18 protein-coding genes and 1 tRNA gene are annotated in these 17,312 nt (G+C 57.0%); 16 read left to right on the top strand and 3 right to left on the bottom strand.

Annotation, left to right across the window (positions count from 1 at the left end):
* Positions 1–71: 71 nt before the first annotated feature.
* Positions 72–1,124 carry a hypothetical protein gene (locus GBCGDNIH1_RS14120; protein WP_011631048.1) on the bottom strand — a complete coding sequence of 351 codons (1,053 nt, stop codon included), beginning with the start codon at positions 1,122–1,124 and terminating at the stop codon, positions 72–74.
* Positions 1,125–1,245: 121 nt separating this feature from the next.
* On the opposite strand from GBCGDNIH1_RS14120, the gene GBCGDNIH1_RS14115 reads away from it, so the two are divergent.
* The 14 genes from GBCGDNIH1_RS14115 to GBCGDNIH1_RS14055 all read left to right on the top strand — a co-directional run bounded on the left by GBCGDNIH1_RS14115 (position 1,246) and on the right by GBCGDNIH1_RS14055 (position 12,627).
* Positions 1,246–1,944 (top strand): cytochrome b/b6 domain-containing protein, encoded by a 699-nt coding sequence (locus GBCGDNIH1_RS14115; RefSeq protein ID WP_011631047.1) that lies wholly within the window; start codon positions 1,246–1,248, stop codon positions 1,942–1,944.
* Positions 1,945–2,010: 66 nt separating this feature from the next.
* Complete coding sequence (locus tag GBCGDNIH1_RS14110) at positions 2,011–2,622, top strand: TIGR00730 family Rossman fold protein (RefSeq protein ID WP_050748379.1); 612 nt, start codon at positions 2,011–2,013, stop codon at positions 2,620–2,622.
* A gap of 113 nt (positions 2,623–2,735) precedes the next feature.
* Positions 2,736–4,073: a hypothetical protein gene (locus GBCGDNIH1_RS14105; RefSeq protein WP_011631045.1), complete on the top strand. Its 1,338-nt coding sequence runs from the start codon at positions 2,736–2,738 to the stop codon at positions 4,071–4,073.
* Between the two features lie 223 nt (positions 4,074–4,296).
* Positions 4,297–4,373, top strand: a tRNA-Pro gene (locus tag GBCGDNIH1_RS14100).
* 57 nt (positions 4,374–4,430) lie between these two features.
* Entirely contained in the window at positions 4,431–4,901 is a 471-nt protein-coding gene (locus GBCGDNIH1_RS14095) for a hypothetical protein (RefSeq protein ID WP_157691962.1), read from the top strand.
* 148 nt (positions 4,902–5,049) lie between these two features.
* Positions 5,050–5,565, top strand: a complete 516-nt coding sequence (locus tag GBCGDNIH1_RS14090) for an adenine phosphoribosyltransferase (protein ID WP_011631044.1) — start codon at positions 5,050–5,052, stop codon at positions 5,563–5,565.
* Between the two features lie 217 nt (positions 5,566–5,782).
* Positions 5,783–6,925: a hypothetical protein gene (locus GBCGDNIH1_RS14085; RefSeq protein WP_011631043.1), complete on the top strand. Its 1,143-nt coding sequence runs from the start codon at positions 5,783–5,785 to the stop codon at positions 6,923–6,925.
* Positions 6,926–6,961: 36 nt separating this feature from the next.
* Complete coding sequence (locus tag GBCGDNIH1_RS14080) at positions 6,962–8,143, top strand: OpgC domain-containing protein (RefSeq protein ID WP_011631042.1); 1,182 nt, start codon at positions 6,962–6,964, stop codon at positions 8,141–8,143.
* Positions 8,143–9,048 carry a hypothetical protein gene (locus tag GBCGDNIH1_RS14075; RefSeq protein ID WP_025318124.1) on the top strand — a complete coding sequence of 302 codons (906 nt, stop codon included), beginning with the start codon at positions 8,143–8,145 and terminating at the stop codon, positions 9,046–9,048. Before GBCGDNIH1_RS14080 ends, GBCGDNIH1_RS14075 begins: the two co-directional genes overlap by 1 nt.
* 171 nt (positions 9,049–9,219) lie before the next feature.
* Positions 9,220–9,342 (top strand): hypothetical protein, encoded by a 123-nt coding sequence (locus tag GBCGDNIH1_RS25055; RefSeq protein ID WP_257786266.1) that lies wholly within the window; start codon positions 9,220–9,222, stop codon positions 9,340–9,342.
* A 90-nt stretch (positions 9,343–9,432) separates the two neighbouring features.
* Entirely contained in the window at positions 9,433–9,942 is a 510-nt protein-coding gene (locus GBCGDNIH1_RS14070) for a hypothetical protein (protein WP_011631039.1), read from the top strand.
* Between the two features lie 61 nt (positions 9,943–10,003).
* Positions 10,004–10,849 carry a carbon-nitrogen hydrolase family protein gene (locus GBCGDNIH1_RS14065; protein ID WP_011631038.1) on the top strand — a complete coding sequence of 282 codons (846 nt, stop codon included), beginning with the start codon at positions 10,004–10,006 and terminating at the stop codon, positions 10,847–10,849.
* A gap of 29 nt (positions 10,850–10,878) precedes the next feature.
* Entirely contained in the window at positions 10,879–11,682 is an 804-nt protein-coding gene (locus GBCGDNIH1_RS14060; protein WP_011631037.1) for an NAD kinase, read from the top strand.
* 15 nt (positions 11,683–11,697) lie between these two features.
* On the top strand, positions 11,698–12,627 hold the full coding sequence (locus tag GBCGDNIH1_RS14055; protein ID WP_043452643.1) for a glycosyltransferase family 9 protein: 930 nt from the start codon (positions 11,698–11,700) through the stop codon (positions 12,625–12,627).
* A 6-nt stretch (positions 12,628–12,633) separates the two neighbouring features.
* On the opposite strand, the gene GBCGDNIH1_RS14050 is transcribed toward GBCGDNIH1_RS14055, so the two are convergent.
* Positions 12,634–13,779: a glycosyltransferase family 4 protein gene (locus GBCGDNIH1_RS14050; RefSeq protein WP_011631035.1), complete on the bottom strand. Its 1,146-nt coding sequence runs from the start codon at positions 13,777–13,779 to the stop codon at positions 12,634–12,636.
* Between the two features lie 88 nt (positions 13,780–13,867).
* Here GBCGDNIH1_RS14050 and radA point away from each other — a divergent pair, with 88 nt between their 5' ends.
* The gene (gene radA, locus GBCGDNIH1_RS14045) at positions 13,868–15,250 is read left to right on the top strand and encodes a DNA repair protein RadA (RefSeq protein WP_011631034.1); all 1,383 of its coding nucleotides are present in this window, start codon (positions 13,868–13,870) and stop codon (positions 15,248–15,250) included.
* Between the two features lie 2 nt (positions 15,251–15,252).
* Complete coding sequence (locus GBCGDNIH1_RS14040; protein WP_011631033.1) at positions 15,253–16,227, top strand: retroviral-like aspartic protease family protein; 975 nt, start codon at positions 15,253–15,255, stop codon at positions 16,225–16,227.
* Between the two features lie 18 nt (positions 16,228–16,245).
* Here GBCGDNIH1_RS14040 and GBCGDNIH1_RS14035 read toward each other — a convergent pair whose 3' ends face one another.
* Positions 16,246–17,211 (bottom strand): glycosyltransferase family 2 protein, encoded by a 966-nt coding sequence (locus GBCGDNIH1_RS14035; protein WP_043452641.1) that lies wholly within the window; start codon positions 17,209–17,211, stop codon positions 16,246–16,248.
* Positions 17,212–17,312: the final 101 nt, after the last annotated feature.

The following is a 17,312-nucleotide window of genomic DNA, read 5'->3' as shown; positions in this document are numbered from 1 at the left end:
GGGATGGAGCGTACGGTTATGAAACCTTCTGAATAGAGGGGCAAGCGAGAGGGGTTTCACACTACTCCAGCCTATCGCAAACCGGCCAAGGCTGCTGCTGAATAGGTCGCCAACGCAGTCAGCAGGACAGCCATCGTGGCTGCAACCGGCTCCGGTTTCAGTAGTCGCCCTTTCCGCTGGAAACGGCTGTATAAGGACAGGCCTATCCAGGGGGGAAGCCAGATCAGCCCGGCCGCATATCCGGCTCGGGAAAGCGGGGCAACAGATGCTCCGCCCGGATGCAGGGCGACCAGCGCCACGGCCAGTATCAGTGTCGCCGCGGCATATTGAAGCGGCCGCAGAGGATGGTCGGCCTGCTCCACCCGATCCGCCCCAAGGGACAAGGCAGGTGGTTTGGTCTGCACGAGTTTTTTCCCGGTGCTACGAGAAGCGTTCGACGTTTTTTTGCCCGCAGCCGGGCGTTTGACGCCGGCAGGCCGCTCCCTTCTTCCCCCGGCGAACCATGTTCCCAGCGCCGCCGCCGCCACAACCCATGCCAGACCGGACCATCGCAGCCCCACCGGGCTCGTCACACGGCATGCGTCCAGCGTCAGAGCCAGACAGGTCGCCGCCGTCAGCAGCCCTGCTGCCCTCTGGCGCATGGAGCCATCAAGCAACAGAACAGCGCCAGTACCAGCCAACGCAAACGTCGCCCATCTGGCGATACTCACAGGAATCCCGCTCACACGGGTCAGCCACCAGCCTGCTGCCAGCAGGAGAAGCCCACGGGAAATAAGGGGCACCCAGCTTTTCCCTGCACTGACAGCGGTCACAGCACGGGAAAGGAAGGATGGTAATCGCCATGGCAGCAGCAGAGTAGACACAACCGCCAACAGCAGCAGCGACTCGAATAATGAAACGGCTTTGCCACTTGTATAAGAAGGCGTCGGCACGGGTGCCAACAGCAGCCAGCCCGCCAGCATGGCGGCACCGCCCCCGATCGTTGCCAGACCGTTCAGGCCGGACCATGCTGCCCCCCGCCGCAACAACCATGGTATCAGGGCCGCCAGAACCAGCGCATAGGGCACCGGACCACCCGGTATCGTCTGAAGCAGGCCCGGCGGTTGGGATGCCGCGATTGCCATGCGGTGCTGGCCTCCACAAAACGGTCAACTTGTCGCAAAAGGGGATCGCGTGATGCGCTGCCTTGCGTCAAGGTGCCGCGGTTTCGACCCTGAATAAACGGCCTGAACAAACGGATAGAGCATGAAATCGGCGAGTGGTATTCGGCTATCGATGCGAGTATGGGATGCGCCTCTGCGCCTGTTTCATGGGGCATCCACTCTTCTGGCAGCCTTGCTGGCATTGAGCTGGGTCGAGGGCTGGCCTGACATTCACCGCTGGACCGCAGAGACGCTGCTTCTTCTGCTGCTGTTCCGTCTTGGCTGGGGATTCGCGGGGAGCGAGACCTCCCGATTCAGCGCGTTCCTCGTCGCGCCGCTGAGCGGGGTGGAAAAGCGGAATACAAAACGCCACGCGCCAACCCGCCTCATGGCTTCGAGCCCCGGTCAGGCCACACGCCCCGATTTCGGCCATGGTGCTGCAGGGGGATGGCTCATATTGGTGATACTGCTGGCCCTGTCAGGGGCGTGCCTGACGGGATTATGTGCCTTACCATCGGATCCTTTTTTCCGTCTGCTTCCGCCGGAGGAAGCTGCCAACGCCGCTTTTGCCCATAGTGTTGCCTTGATCGTTCTCGGTGCGCTGTTTGCGCTGCATCTGCTCCTGCTCCTGATCGCCGGGCATATCTCCGGGGAAAGCCCGTTACGGCAGTTCATCAGCGGTAAAAAACGCCTGCCCGCCGCCACCAGAACACCCAAACTTGCCGGACCAGGCATGGCAGCGCTGGTGCTGCTGTGCGCCCTGCTGCTGACACTCCTGCTCTTGCGGCAATTCGGGGGCTGATTGATCCTTCGATTTATTTCTTTTGGACATTGCTCAATACAGGAGCCACTCTTGAAAGACGCCGGCATGAACGGGCTTCCTCTTACCGCCACTCCGCACCCCACTGTGAAAGCGGTCGCCGTTTTCTGCGGCTCCCGCACTGGCAATCGTTCGGTCTGGTACGAAGCCTCCCTGGCGCTGGGACGTGGACTGGCCAAGGCCGGGATCACACTGATTTATGGCGGTGGTAAGATCGGCCTGATGGGGGCCGTCACAAATGGCGTGCTGGCCGAAGGCGGCAAAGTCACCGGCGTGATCCCCGACTTCCTGCGTCAGAAGGAGGTCATGCATGAAAAGGTCATGGACATGATCGTGACGGACAGCATGCATACACGCAAGCGACACATGTTCGATCTGGCGGATGCGTTCGTCACCATGCCCGGCGGCCTCGGTACATTCGATGAGACGTTCGAGATCGTGACCTGGAGACAGCTGGGCCTCCACGATAAGCCGATCCTGATCTGTAACATTGATGGCTGGGCCGATGCCCTGATTAAGGTGCTGGACACCGCCATAGAAGATGGCTTCGCCGATGCCAGTTGCCAGCGATTGTATGAGGTCGTGCCAGATGTGTCCGCGCTTCTCGACCGGCTACAAAAGATGCCGGAAAAAGAAAATGGCGATTTGGATCGTCTTTAAAAGACGTGCCACCGGAATTTACAAAAAAATGAAATCTTGATGCTATTTTTACAGATATAAATTGGAAATTTACTTCCATCATTCAATAATAGAAAAATATAAAGGGAAAAATTATGCATACACAAAAAATTATTCAGAAAATAATGATTATTTCAACCTTTTTTATAACAGGAATCATTTTATTTGCATGGGTTTATCATTATGGGCCAATATGGCCATCTAATGATGATTATGGTTTTCTACGATATATTAACTTCTTTTCTTCTGGAAATGCAGGCTTAATCGATCTGATCAAGGCACGTAGCAACGAACATCTTATTGCATTTCATCTGGTCGTCGCTATGGCAACCCTGCAAGCGACTGAAATCTGGATGAAAGCACTTATTTATGAAAATGCCATTCTTCTGCTGTCGAGTGGTATCATGCTTTGGTTTGCACTTCGTCAATCAACCATCATAAAGACCTATCCATTCCTGACCATTCTGACCGTTACCCTGCCACTTCTCAATCCATCACAGACAAGCTACCTGCTATGGAGCTTCCAGATATGGTGGTATCTAGATCTAGCTATGCTGGCATGCTCGCTTCTATTGATCGAACGCTATGGTTTCCGCGCCTACCCTGCCATTTTCATTATATGTCTGCTTGCAACAGGATCTGAAGCTCAAGGCGGCGCTCTGTGGCTTGCAAGTGGCGCACATTTTGTCATGATTTCGCTGCGCTCCAAAGAAATACGCAAGGGCCTGTTGATTGGCTTGTTACATGCCATTCTTTTTCTTGTTGCTGTATGGCTGACTATGCTTGTGCCTAATATACATATTACAAAATCAGAAAAGGTTACCAGCCTTTTTGAACACCTGATGTATTTCACCAAAATGATCGGGGGTGGATTTGGTAATCAAAATGAGTCGTTTGCCCTCATTGCAGGAGCAATTTCACTTATAGTCTGGGCGTTTCTATTCACCCGCTCCCTGACCTTTAACACAATAGAAAAGCGCCTTGGTACTGTATTAACCGTAATACCGTTATTATGGACGGCAGAATTTACCGTTGGCAGAGAAAGCCTTGGAGTCGCATGGGCATTTAGCGACTTTCACGAAGCACCTATATTGGTGCCTTTCTTTATCGGCATCGCAATATATGCATTGGACTGCCTGCCCGGAAAATTTGCGCCTTCTGTGGCGTCGGCTTTCATAATCGTTCCACTCATCACAGGTGCTTCCTGGGGACATGCTCGATCAGTAGAAATGCGTGTTCTCTCCAACCGCGCAGCAGCAGCTAACTGCTCAGGCATAGCTATTCCCCGCAAGGATCTGCTCCGGCTGAGCATTCTTGATGATTACGGTTACATCTATGATGAAACAGCACATTTTATACCCAAGATGTGCCATCATGCCGGGGATGTATCAAAGTGGATACCAGACCTGCGAACCAACTTGAACCATCATTGATCTCAATGACAGCGCCCGCACTGGTCAAGACCAGTGCGGGCGCCTCCCTTGTTCGCCATGATATCCACCGCCGCATGTGAATGCCCATAGCGGAGGCTTTTCTTTAAACTCGCATAACAACCACATCCAGAAAGGGGGGAGGGACAAGAGAGATTTACGATCACCTTTTATGCCCAGGCATCTTGCATGATCACAGGAGTTTGGTTATACGCCCGGCCTCGGCCGGAGTGTAGCTCAGCCTGGTAGAGCACTGTGTTCGGGACGCAGGGGCCGGAGGTTCGAATCCTCTCACTCCGACCAGCCGATTTTCTTTCCCGCATGTTCGATGGACCCCATCACATGGTTCGGGCTTTTCCTATGATACTATATCCTGTCAAAGCGATGACATTGCTATGCCTGATGGCCGGTAGCATGGCCAATGCAAATGGCCCTGAGCCTATTGTTCCCTTTGCGGTTGATGTCACCCTTTCGCCATTGGCTCGGCAAACGCTGCTCGGGCGCCATGAGGCCATTACCGTTGCCGTCTTTTATGATGGCCTCCCCACCCCAGCGACTCAAAAAGAGGCCACGGAAGGGGAAATTGCTCTTGGTCAGGAAAAAACGACCCTCTCTGCAACTGGCGGCCGCGCTACTATTTCCGGGAGGGGCTTTCAGAAGAAAAATCTCGACAGAATCATGCCGGACTCTGCCAGGATTCTGATCAATGTCTATTCGGCCAGACGATCAGGCCCCGACAATCTTCTCGACTGCTCCAGCCATGAGGGTCTGCTGCCCAGACAGAACGGGCAGATCATTCCTGTTCATTGCCGGCTGATCGGAGAGCGATAACCGGTCTGACAGGATCACATCCTGCATTTAAACGCCTCGCAGTTACCGCTATAGAAGCGCGCCCGCGGTTACCGCTAGAAAGGCGCACCTGCGCCATGCGACAGGTCCGGGCAGGTAAAATTTTGGACGAAGAGCAAGGCCCGCGCGCATGGATCTCAAGAAGTATATTCGGGATATTCCGGACTTTCCAAAGCCCGGCATTCTGTTCCACGACATCTCCACCCTGCTGGCAGATGCAGATGCCTGGCAGGTCACCATGGGCCGACTCGCCAACCGAGTGCGCGTTCATCATCCTGATATACTGGCCGGGGTTGAAAGCCGTGGCTTCCTGCTGGCCGCCCCGCTGGCGCTGAAGCTGGGCTGCGGCTTCGTCATGCTGCGCAAGCGCGGCAAACTGCCGGGCAAAACCATCGGTCTGGATTACGCGCTGGAATATGGTACCGACCGTCTGGAAATTCAGGAAGGCGCGATCAAACCGGGACAGCGCGTGGTCATTGTGGATGATCTGCTGGCAACAGGCGGGACACTCGCGGCCGGCATCGACCTGCTACACAAAATCGGCGCTGACGTCGCCGCTGCCGCCACCATCATCGAACTCAGTTTCCTGAAAGGCCGCGAGCGGCTGAACGTTCCATGCGAAACGCTGGTTGATTATCAGGACTGATCCCGCTTTCTGATGATGTGTCATTTATATCCTGATTTCAGGCGAATTCATGGCAGATGCGCCGTGTTTTCGCCTGAAAACGGATGACAATATCTTTCGCGTTCCCCGGAGCGTTTGCTGTCACCACACAACTCGGTTAAGGCAAATACTTCGGGCCGTGAGGAGACCGGGCTGGGCCGGCCCTCCTCCACTTCAGTCATGAAGGTAGGGGAACCCTGTGCCACAGACCAATCAGCCGTTATTGTCAGACATCATAAACCGGGAAGGCTCTCCTGACGCCCTGCTGACAGGGCAGGCCCGTCGTTCCTTCCTGATCAAGCTGTTATCCTGCGCCGCTATGGGGGCGATTCCAGGGTCTGTGCTGGCCATTCCCCGCTATGGCCGTGCCCAGAGCACTGCTTCAAATCTTCAGGCCATTCTGGTTGCCGGAACCGAAAACGGCGCACTGGCCCCGCTGGCGCATGCTGTCGCGGATGCTCTTGGCGGGCATCTGAACGGATCGGCACGACCCGCCATTGTGTTTCAAGGCGCAGCCGATGGCGTGACGGGCGCCAATCAATTTGAAGCCCGCACCGCACCGGATGGGCAGACCGCTCTGCTGGCACCCGGTGCCGCCGCCCTCGCATGGCTTGCAGGAGATACACGGGTCCACTTCGATGCATCCGGCTGGGTTCCGGTTATGGCTGGAACGGTATCCGGTGTTGTCCTCTGTCGGCGCGACAGTTTCTCGCTGAAATCCGGGAGCCGCCCCCGTATCGCCGTTTCCGGTTCTATCGGGCCTGAAATGCCGGTTGTGCTCGCACTGGATCTGCTCGGTCTTGAGCCGGTGCCGGTGCTGGGCATCACGGATACAGCGGCCGCCAGCTCGGTTCTGGCCAATGGTTCAGTGGATGCCATTCTGTTACGTGGCCCGGCGATCCATAAATCTCTATCGGCCCTGAGCAGTGTCGCGCAGCCTCTTTTCACGCTCGACTGCGTGACCGAGGATGGCGCACCGGAACGCGATCCGGCCCTGGCAGGCATTCCACGATGCGGAGAAATTCTGGCACAACACGGCATCAGAGGAGTTTCCAGCCCGGCCCTGCTGCTCGCGTTGAATGCCGCCATGGCGGCATCACGCCTCAGCTTTACACTGGTGCTGCCTCATCTTTCCCCGGCAGCAACGATTGCCTTGTGGCGCCGGGCCTCCGGAGAGGCCGTCACAGCGACCGATCTGGCCACTTTCGCGGACTCCCGAACCATCAGCCTGCTGGCTCATGGGGCCGCCACCAGCAATACACTGGCCACCATTCCCACCACGGAAGCGTTGCTACAGCTTCGTCAATGGTTGGGCCGCCGGATGAACTGGCGGCCCGCCTGATACGGATGGGCCAGCATTTCCGAGGCCACCCGCCATGTGGAACAAGACACCGCCATGGATCTGATCCGCTTCAATCGTGACCTCAGGATCGACTTTTTCCGGGGGGTGGCACTCTGGATGATCTTTGTCGATCACATGCCAGGCAATGTGCTGGGCGAGTTGACGCTGAAAAACATCGCTTTGTCCGACGCGATGGAAGTCTTTGTCATGCTGGCCGGATACGGAGCCGGACTGGCATACGGAAAAGCAATGGATCGCAGCGGCTGGCTTTATGCCGCCGCCGAGTGCGCCCGGCGGGCCTGGACGCTTTATATCGCCCATATCTTCCTGTTCGTAGTCTTTGCGGCCCAGGTAACCTATGCCGCCCAGTTCATGGACCGTACCGATTATCTGGATGAGATCAATCTGGATGTGCTGGGGGCAGACCCTTACGGGGCGCTGCTGCATGTGCTGCTGCTGCACTACCAGCCTGCCTACATGAATATCCTGCCGGTCTATGTGGTTCTGCTACTGGCTTTTTCGGTCCTGATGCCTCTTCTGAGACGACCCTGGCTGCTGGGGGGGCTGTCTCTGACGCTGTATGCTGCCACCCGCCTTGATGGGCTGATCCTGCCGAACTGGACCGGTGGGGGATGGTATTTCAATCCGCTGGCATGGCAGGTGCTGTTCATGATTGGCGCAATCGTCGCCTATGCGCCCTCCACCATTCCGCATCCCCGGCAGCGGAGCCTGCAAATCGGCCTTGATGCGCTGGCTGCCATCATGCTGATTCTGGGGCTAGGCCTGCAAATTCTTTCCCGTTGGCCGGATACGGTCCATGACCTTTCCGCCACGCTGCCGCATCTGCTCTTCTCCATTGACAAGGAAAGCCTGCATCCGCTGCGCCTCGCCTCCATTCTCGCTATGGCATGGCTGGCAGCGCGACTGATCCCGGCCTCGGCCAACTGGCTGCGGGGAAGGATCGCCGCACCGTTCATTCTGGCGGGACAGCATTCTCTGCCGGTCTTTTGCAGCGGTATATTCCTGTCTTTCATGGGGCGCCTGCTGATGGAGCAGGAAAGCGGCCTGTGGCGTCAAATCTGGGTCAATGCCTCCGGCACCCTGATTCTGGCGGGAATTGCGATGGTCGCCGCCTGGTATCAGGCCAAAAGCCGCAATCGCTCCACCCGCAATGCCCAGGCTGCCAAACCCGCGCAGGAAGCTGAAGGAATCCGGTGATGAAACAGGCTTTCTCTCTCTCCTTCCCGGCCAAACGCTGGACAGTGCTGCTGCTGGCCACCGGTAGCAGTCTGCTCTTCACGATGCCCCTTGCGATACCCCTTGCTCTGGGCGGGAATGATGCTCCGCACGGGGCGGGGCTTGCGGCCAGCATCGTGGAAATCACCTCGCAGGATGTGGCCCTCTTGCCTGCTGGACCGGCCGAATGCCCCCCGGATGCCGGGGCAGAAGATCCGGGTGAACTTGCCCATGTGCGGCAGGCCATACAGACCAGTCATCTTATTCGCATCGTCACGCTGGGACCATGGGGGACACCAGCCAGCCGGACCGGCAAGGCCATGCCTGCCGTCCCATGGCTGACGGCGGTCATGCTGAAACAGGCCCTGCCGCAGGTTACGATTTTTCTCAGCCCGCAAGGCGCCCGCGGCGAACAGGTACAGACGACCGCTGACCGGCTACCCAGTATCCTGAAGGATGCCCATTACGATCTCGCACTGTGGCAGAGCGGCACTGTGGAAGCGGAACGGAATATGCCGCCTTCAGCCTATTATGATGCGCTGAAGGACGGGGTTGGGCGTCTGTTGTCTGCCAATACCGATATTGTGCTGATTGACCTGCCCTACAGCCACCTGCTGAACACCTATGCCGATCCTGCCCTTTACGAGGACGCGCTGGAGCAGGCCGCCGTGCCGGATGGTGTCGCGCTGTATCCGCGCTTCGACATCATGCGGCGATGGGTCACGACAGGTGCGATGTCTCGGCATACTGAGGGTAATATCCGTGTCAAGGACATCGCCCTGCAACATCGTGTATGCCTTGCCCGCAGCCTGATGCATTTCATCCTGCAGGGGGCCGGCATCAAACCGGAAAACCCCTCAACACCCTATCAGCCCCCCGGAAAATGAAGCATCTGTCATCCTCGGCGGGTTAATCATGTGATTGATGTAACGTGCCAAGGAAATAAAGTGTCGGGTGCAACCGACTGTATCGGCAGCACTTATCACCCTATGATGGCGCACTACCCTTTACAGCAAGGAGGCACTCCCCGCCCCTCGGGTGGTGTCAGGAAACCGAAAATGGCTCAGGATGTCCTTGATCTATGGGTCAGCCGCTCTCTCAAGGGCAGTCTGGCCAGTGTTCTGGAAGAGCCGCTTCCCGATGAATTGCGTCAGCTTGTAGAGAAACTGACCCACCAGTAACCGGCGCGGCACTCATCAAGAGCGTAAAAACCTGTCGGTTCCTCTGAAACGAGGTGCAAAGACGGTTGATTTCCAGATACATTCAACCGCATGACGATACCTTTCTCCCTGCCCGACTGGGCTCCTCCCTGGCTGACCTTCGCGGTTCTGGTCCCGGCGCTGCTGTATATGCTGGTTTTTCTGCTGATGCCGTTCAGCGTTTTCGGCGTCAAAAGCCGACTGGATAATCTGGAAGCCCGGCTGGACGAGATACAGGGGGAAATTCGTGCTCTGACCCTGCGCCTGCCCGAGCCGATACGCGGACAATATGACGACATGGCGCTGAACTATCTGTCTCCTCCCGTGATCCGAAAGGAGCAGGATCGCCCTGCATACACGCGTCCGCCAATTCCGCCAGCCCCACAGGAAGCGGAGTATTTTCCTCCTCCATCGGCCTATGACACGCCCAACTATGAGAATGACCTGCCCCAGATGCATGGCCAGATGCGTGGAGAGTCCAGGCGACGGGCGGATGATATGCGGACACCCCGCCAGAACAGCCGGCCACGGGACGGGGCAACCCGTTTCAGCAGATCAGAGCCGCGCTTCGACCGGGAGTGAGCCTGAACTGTTTGCCGCTATAGAAGGCATCTCTTATACAGAGCCGGGAAGAAAGCTGCCCATGCGCATCACCGTCATCCAGATGAATCCCGGCCATGATCGGGCTGCGAATATCGCACAGGCGGCCACATTGATCGAGGCTGCCGTCGCAGCAGAACGGCCGGAAATGGTGGTGCTGCCGGAAATGTGGGCCTGTCTGGGCGGAGAGCGGACCGATAAATTCGCTCAGGCAGAATATCTGCCGGCCCCCGGCAGCAATGCGGAGACCGGCCCTGCCTATGCTTTTCTGCGTGATACGGCCCGTCGCCATGGCATCTATCTGCATGGCGGCTCCATCGGTGAGCGTGATCCGGCAGGATCGGAAGAACGCCTGTTCAACACCACACTCGCCTTTGATCCAGAGGGGCGCGAACTGGCCCGCTACCGCAAGATTCATCTGTTCGACGTCCAGACTTCGGACGGGGTGGGATATCTGGAAAGTGCTACCTATGGCGCAGGACGGGAGATTGTCACCTATCGCGCTGGTCCGCTGACCGTGGGATGTGCGATCTGCTATGATGTGCGTTTTCCAGAACTGTTTCTGGCCTTGCGACGACAGGGCGCGGATCTGATCATGCTGCCAGCCGCCTTTACCCTGCTGACCGGCAAGGATCACTGGGAAACCCTGATCCGTGCCCGCGCCATTGAAACCCAGTGCTGGCTGGCCGCATCCGGTACCTATGGCCGACATGAAGAAAAAGGAGAGCCACGCTTCACCTATGGCAATTCCCTGATCGCGGATCCTTGGGGCATGGTGGTGGCTCGCGTGTCTGATGGCACGGGTTGGGCCACTACGCGGATCGACACCGCCCTGAGCGCGCGAGTCCGTCAATCCATGCCGGTCCTGACTCATCGGGTTCTGGCTTGAGTCCCCATCCGCTCCCTTCCGCCCCGCTGATGCCAGAAGCCGCCTTCAGTTGCCGCGCAGCCGAGGCAGCCCCCGGGCGGATCGCTTTTCTGGCTGCACCGACCTTGCTGGCGGAGGAATTCCGCGCACGGCTGGTCGCCCAGTATGGGGATTGCCCGCTGGAAGATGCCGTCTGTGTGGTAGCACTGGGCGGTGATGGCTTCATGTTGGAGACACTCCATCATGTGATGGGCAAAGATCTGCCGGTTTACGGCATGAATTGCGGGTCGGTCGGTTTTCTGATGAACCCGACGGTGGCCTCCCACCTGCCGGAGCACCTGCGGAAATCTCATGCGGCCCATCTGCATCCGCTGCGCATGCGGGCCGTCACGCAGGATGGCACCGTGGAAGAAGCCGTGGCGATCAATGAAGTCTCTCTGCTGCGGCAACGCAGCCAGACCGCAAAAATCCGCATTCTGGTCGATGATCGGGTCCGTCTGGAGGAGCTGATCTGCGATGGCGTGCTGGTTTCCACCCCGGCTGGCTCCACCGCCTATAATCTGTCAGCCCACGGGCCAATCGTGCCACTATCGGCCAATTTGCTGCCCTTGACGCCGATCAGCGCATTCCGGCCCCGCCGCTGGCGCGGTGCGCTGCTGCCCTGCGATGCCCATGTCGTGTTCGAAGTGCTGGAGGCCGAAAAGCGCCCCGTTGCCGCGGTTGCCGATTCACGCGAAGTACGGGATGTCGTCTCCGTCACAGTCAGCGAAGATCGCTCCATGTCGCTGACCGTCCTGTTCGATCCGGATCACAACCTGTCAGAACGGATCATCGCCGAGCAATTCACCGTCTAGCCGCCCGCGACAGTGATGGAACGGATTCTCGTCATCAAGCATGGTGCATTCGGCGATCTGGTGCAGGCGCTGGATGCATTTCATGCCATCCGGCTTCATCATCCCGCCGCCAGGATCACCTTGCTGACTGCACCAGCCTATCGCGGGCTGACCAGCCTGATTCCATGGTTCGATGACGTCGTCTTTGATCCGCGCCCGGCATGGTGGCGGCTGGATGCCCTGCTGTCACGGCGGCAATGGTTCCGCCGGATGCGGTTTCAGCGCGTGTATGATTTACAGTGCTCCAGCCGGACGGCGCGGTACTTCGCACTGATCCCTCATCGCGAGCGCCCCGAATGGATCGGTGCGGCACGCGGAGCGTCTCATCCCAATCCGGATTTTTCCACCGGCACCTTTTCCAACCGGGATAAAATGGCGGCACAGCTCCGCACCGCCGGATTGCCCCCGCCTTCGCCCGCACCGATGGACTGGCTGGATGCGAATATTGATGCGCTGGCACTGCCACCGCGCTTTGCCCTGCTGATTCCCGGCTGCTCTCCACATCTGCCATGGAAACGCTGGCCTGCACCGGGCTATGCCGCGCTGGCCAAGACGCTGGAGCAACAAGGACTGGCTTCCGTCGCGGTGGGAACAGAGGCGGATCGAGATGCCATTCGTGCTATCCGACTGCAATTTCCCGCTCTGATCGATCTGGCTGGCCGCACATCCCTGCCTGCTCTGGCGGCGGTCGCGCGACGCAGCGCACTGGCTGTCGGAAACGATACCGGTGCGACTTTCCTTGCCTCCGCCCTTGGTACACCGACCCTGATGCTGATGTCCGCGCATACCGACCCGGTGATTTCCGCACCGTGGGGACAAGACGCATGCTGGATCAAGCGCGATGATCTTTCCACGCTGCCGCCGGAAGACGTGCTGACCGCTCTGGCCGCCATCAGGCCGGGCTGAGTAATCTCAGCGCTGCCCCCAGGCGCGGATGGTTTTCAGGCGCAGCGCATCCAGCCGGGCCGCGGCCAAAGATGCGTCAAATCCCGCTGCCTGCACCCGCCCGGCTTCCGACACGGCAGCGCGGCGCGCGTCATCACTGGTCAGAGCCAGGAGAGCAGACGCAAATTGCTCCGGCTGGTCCGGGTCGATCAGGATCGCGGCATCGCCCGTGACTTCCGGCAGCCCCCCCCGGTTGCTGGACAGGACAGCAGCCCCACAGGCCATACCCTCCAGCGCCACCAGACCGAACGGTTCTTCCCAGAGGCTCGGCACAACCAGAATGGCAGCCCGTGCCATGGCCGCCAGCACAGCAGCATGCGGCTGATAGCCATCGACCATGATGCCTGCCGCCTCTGCTTCCGCCCGCACGCTACGCGCATAGGGAAGATCCTTGCCGGGTCGCAGACGTGACGCGCCGATCATCATTGCCCTCCATCCCGGCCTCCGCGGCAAGACGGCGCGGCACGCCGCCACAAAACGGTCGGCACCTTTTTCCTCCACCAGCCTGCCGGCAAACAGAATCAGTTTTTCCCGCTGCTCCGGCGGCAGAGAAGGTGGCAGGGCCGCCAGATCGAGGCAGTTCGGCTGAACCTCCGGGGCGGCGACATCCTCGTGACCACCCGTATAGCGATCCCGCAGAAAAGCAGAGACCACCGTCACACCAGCCAGTACTCGGCTGAGTCTGATCCGCTTTTCGACTGTCCGCGCGTCTTTCATGGCAATAGGATCGTTATGCAGAAACAGGCTTACCGGACAGCCCGGAAAGCGCCTTGCCAGGTCAATCGCAAGGCGTGGCCTGTTATGCACCTCGATCAAATCGGGCTGTGCCTGCGCCAGAGCCGCTTTCAGGGCATGAGAATAGCGCGCGGAGCGAGGAATCGGCAGTGGCAAAGGTCTGATCGGCCAGAACGGAATGCCAGGAAAAGCTGCCTCTTTCTTCGGTTCCGTCGCGAAAATAACCGGCCGTGTATGACAGGCGTGCGGCGCCAACTGAGCCTGCAACAAAGCAATGGCGCCTGCTGCTGAAGGCTGGAAACATTCATTGCCCGGCAGAACGACTGCAACGAGCGGACCACGGGCAGAGCGAGAGGGATTGGATCGGATCTGGGGCACAGCCTGGACATAGCAAGACCCTACACCGACCTCCAGCTTTCAGAATGGCGGCTTGACGATGATGCCATCCACCTGTTTCTGATCGGGGATGGTCAAAGATCGCGCCCGCTATGTATGTCAGGCCTGCGGAGCCGTTTACCCCAAATGGGCCGGACGCTGCGAAGCCTGTGGCGAATGGAACAGCATTGTCGAGGAAGCGCCATCCTCTGCTCCGGTGCGGGTCACGCCGGGGCGCAGGCTGGCTTTCGTCAGCCTGCCTGCCAGTGGCGCGGATGCCGCCCCTCCCCCCCGTATTGCAACCGGGATTGAGGAGCTGGATCGTGTGTTGGGCGGCGGCCTGGTTCCTGGCTCTGTCATTCTGGTGGGGGGTGATCCCGGCATCGGCAAATCCACCCTCATGTTGCAGGCTGCGGCGGCGCTGGCGCGGGCAGGCGGCAGGGCGCTTTATGTCTCCGGTGAAGAAGCGGTGGAGCAGGTCCGCCTGCGGGCGCGCCGCCTGCATCTGGCCGATGCTCCACTGGAACTTGCCGCCAGCGGCCATGTGAGGGATATCGCCGCCACGCTGGAAACAGCGCGTGATGCAGCGCTGGTGGTCATCGACTCGATCCAGACCATGTGGCTGGATAGTCTGGACAGCGCCCCCGGCACCGTAGCGCAGGTCCGTGCCTGCGGTTTCGAGCTGATCCGGCTGGCCAAAAGCGTCGGCTTCGCGCTGGTGCTGGTCGGTCACGTCACCAAGGAAGGCGCCATTGCCGGTCCGCGCGTGCTGGAGCACATGGTGGATGCCGTGCTGTATTTCGAAGGTGACCGGGGCCATCAGTTCCGCATTCTGCGCGGCGTCAAAAACCGCTTTGGTGCCACGGATGAAATTGGCGTGTTCGAAATGACCGATCTGGGTCTGTCTGAAGTCGCCAACCCATCCGCCCTGTTTCTGGCGGAACGACGCGGTAATATCGCCGGCAGCGCGGTTTTCGCAGGGATGGAAGGCTCCCGCCCGGTCCTGCTGGAAGTGCAGGCCCTGCTGGCCCCCAATGCGGGTGGATCGCCGCGCCGGGCTGTGGTCGGCTGGGACAGTGCAAGACTGGGCATGCTGCTGGCGGTTCTGGAAGCACGCTGTGGACTGAAATTGGCCCAGAATGACGTTTATCTGAATATCGCAGGGGGGTTGCGCATCACTGAACCAGCCGCCGATCTTGCCGTTGCCGCCGCCCTGATCTCGGCCGCAACAGAACAGCCCGTTGCAGCCAATGAAGTCTTTTTTGGGGAAGTCGGCCTGTCCGGCGAAATCAGACAAGTGCCGCAGACGGAAGCACGGCTGAAAGAAGCCGCCAAGCTTGGCTTCGAAGCGGCCTGCCGACCGCGTCGGGTAGCACGCGGCAAAAATCGTCCCTCCCCGCCAGAAGGGCTGAAGCTGGAGGAAATCGGGCATCTGTCTGATCTGGTCAGGCGGTTTGTTCCTGACCAGCCCTGATCATGTGGAGCCACACCCTGCGTTACACAGCACAGAGCCTGATCAGATCCTTGCTGAAAGCTATCAGCATGCGGCGTCAAGGGTTGTGGCTGCTGCCTTTATTACTGTCCGCCTGCGATGCCTCAGCTGGATCCCGTTGCGAACTGACGCGCCATGCCCATCTGACGCTGATCCCGTATGGACATCTTTTCGCCGTACCAGTCATCATTGATGATCAGCCGGCAACGATGATCGTGGATACGGGTGCAGCCGCAACCGTCATTGCCGTCAATGCCATTCAGAAACTGCATCTGGCGCCAGATCCGACCCAGTCCTCCATTATCCAGGGCATCGGTGGTTTGTACAGCCATGCCAATGTTCAGCTGCATACGTTGCAACTCGGTCAGGCCAGCATCCATGATATCAGTCTGGCGGTCGCAGGTGTTCCGGAGATCGAGGGTACTGCCTCTCCAGCAGTGGGCCTGCTGGGCCTCGATATACTGGGCCAGTATGACATTGCGCTCGATATCCCTCATCGCACGCTGGATCTTTACGACAGCGAAGCATGCAGCGGTGCTTTTCTGCCATGGAAAGGCAAATATGCCGCCTTGCCCCTGCATACCGACTGGCGGAACGCGCTGGTTCGACTGCCGGTGTACGTTGATAATACCTCTCTGACGGCTATTCTTGATAGTGGAGCCTCCATATCCGTCATCACCCTGGCCAGCACCCATAAGGCAGGTGAAACCCTCCACCCGGATGACGTGCTGAATCGTGGATCAGGCATGGATATGCATCCGGTTTCCATCTATCGCCATGCCTTTGACAGACTGACCGTCGGCAGGGAGGAATTCCTGAATCAGCCCATCGCTGTCGGCGATATCACATTACCAGGGGGCGATATGCTGCTGGGAACCGATTATCTGGCTACCCGACGGGTCTGGATTTCCTTCAGGCACAGAACCATTTTTGTTCAGCAGCAGGAAAGTAAAAAATAGCTATGATCTGCTGTTTAATTAAAATATTCGTCTGATGACAGAATGCATGCTCTCAATATTATTTTCTCTTAACAGATCAACAATATCTCCATGGCTTTGTGAAAGATTTTCAAAATAATTTATTATTGATATAATACTTTTCATATCATAGTCCGTTTTATTCGTATATCTCAAATCACCGCCCAAATAATTCATTGGATCATAAAAATATTGTCGATTTTTATTGTCTTTCGATAAAATATAATCACTTTTTAATATTTCCCAAGGTTTGTTTTTAATTTTTTCGTAAAATGGTTTATAATGAGCAGACCAGTTTCTTTCTTTTGCTTCTTTCCCTGTACTGATTGCTTTCAGATGACCGATGATAATCTTTGTTAATTCCTGCCAGACAGAGCGTCTGTTAAAATGAGCCAGTTTTACCTGATGACTTTTGCAATCTCGAGCATAGCGATCATCTATGATAACCCCGTGATTACCAGCTTCGATAACCACATTTGACCGGATTTGCCCCCTGACAGCGGTTTTCCAGACATTGGATCCACAGGGCAGACGATGGGTAATTCTGACAGGCACTGCAATTTCATCATGATCATCTTCAAAAGTATTTTGATAATTGTTCAGCTCAAACAAAACGCTTTCAATGTCTTCTTTCTGAATTTTTAGCGTTTCGTAAAACAGGTTTTCACTATTTCTTATGTCTATAAATTCATCTGCATCAATATACATAATCCAATCCGGATTCATATTATTTGCAAATTTATAAAATTCTGTATTAATTTGCATTTCCTGAAAAATAATAGATTTATTTTCAAAAAGAATAATATTAAATCCCTCATTTTTTAATTTTATTAATATATCAACTGTTTGATCTGAACTTCCATTATCGATGAATATATGGGAATTAAAAAAAATCGAATGATGACGGACAAATGATTCAATAATATCATCTTCATTAAATACTCTTGTTATTCCAATAATATTCATATTTTCCACAAATTTTTATAGATATCACTGCTTATATGACATTTTAACGATTGCTTCAAAAAATAATATTTTAATTATAATCAGCAAACATTTTACTAAAA

The sequence above is a fragment of the Granulibacter bethesdensis CGDNIH1 genome, assembly GCF_000014285.2.
Taxonomy (GTDB): Bacteria; Pseudomonadota; Alphaproteobacteria; order Acetobacterales; family Acetobacteraceae; genus Granulibacter; species Granulibacter bethesdensis.
The sequence above is the reverse complement of the archived record's forward strand: the minus strand, read 5'-3'. Positions and strand labels throughout refer to the sequence as shown.

Bases quoted from the DNA above. Each gene is read 5' to 3' on its own strand.
- radA (WP_011631034.1), top strand. From the start codon at position 13,868: ATGGTCAAAGATCGCGCCCGCTATGTATGTCAGGCCTGCGGAGCCGTT.
- GBCGDNIH1_RS14115 (WP_011631047.1), top strand. From the start codon at position 1,246: ATGAAATCGGCGAGTGGTATTCGGCTATCGATGCGAGTATGGGATGCG.
- GBCGDNIH1_RS14120 (WP_011631048.1), bottom strand. From the start codon at position 1,124: ATGGCAATCGCGGCATCCCAACCGCCGGGCCTGCTTCAGACGATACCG.
- GBCGDNIH1_RS25055 (WP_257786266.1), top strand. From the start codon at position 9,220: ATGGCTCAGGATGTCCTTGATCTATGGGTCAGCCGCTCTCTCAAGGGC.
- GBCGDNIH1_RS14110 (WP_050748379.1), top strand. From the start codon at position 2,011: ATGAACGGGCTTCCTCTTACCGCCACTCCGCACCCCACTGTGAAAGCG.
- GBCGDNIH1_RS14090 (WP_011631044.1), top strand. From the start codon at position 5,050: ATGGATCTCAAGAAGTATATTCGGGATATTCCGGACTTTCCAAAGCCC.
- GBCGDNIH1_RS14105 (WP_011631045.1), top strand. From the start codon at position 2,736: ATGCATACACAAAAAATTATTCAGAAAATAATGATTATTTCAACCTTT.
- GBCGDNIH1_RS14065 (WP_011631038.1), top strand. From the start codon at position 10,004: ATGCGCATCACCGTCATCCAGATGAATCCCGGCCATGATCGGGCTGCG.
- GBCGDNIH1_RS14095 (WP_157691962.1), top strand. From the start codon at position 4,431: ATGATACTATATCCTGTCAAAGCGATGACATTGCTATGCCTGATGGCC.
- GBCGDNIH1_RS14040 (WP_011631033.1), top strand. From the start codon at position 15,253: ATGTGGAGCCACACCCTGCGTTACACAGCACAGAGCCTGATCAGATCC.
- GBCGDNIH1_RS14035 (WP_043452641.1), bottom strand. From the start codon at position 17,211: ATGAATATTATTGGAATAACAAGAGTATTTAATGAAGATGATATTATT.
- GBCGDNIH1_RS14075 (WP_025318124.1), top strand. From the start codon at position 8,143: ATGAAACAGGCTTTCTCTCTCTCCTTCCCGGCCAAACGCTGGACAGTG.
- GBCGDNIH1_RS14070 (WP_011631039.1), top strand. From the start codon at position 9,433: ATGACGATACCTTTCTCCCTGCCCGACTGGGCTCCTCCCTGGCTGACC.
- GBCGDNIH1_RS14060 (WP_011631037.1), top strand. From the start codon at position 10,879: ATGCCAGAAGCCGCCTTCAGTTGCCGCGCAGCCGAGGCAGCCCCCGGG.
- GBCGDNIH1_RS14055 (WP_043452643.1), top strand. From the start codon at position 11,698: ATGGAACGGATTCTCGTCATCAAGCATGGTGCATTCGGCGATCTGGTG.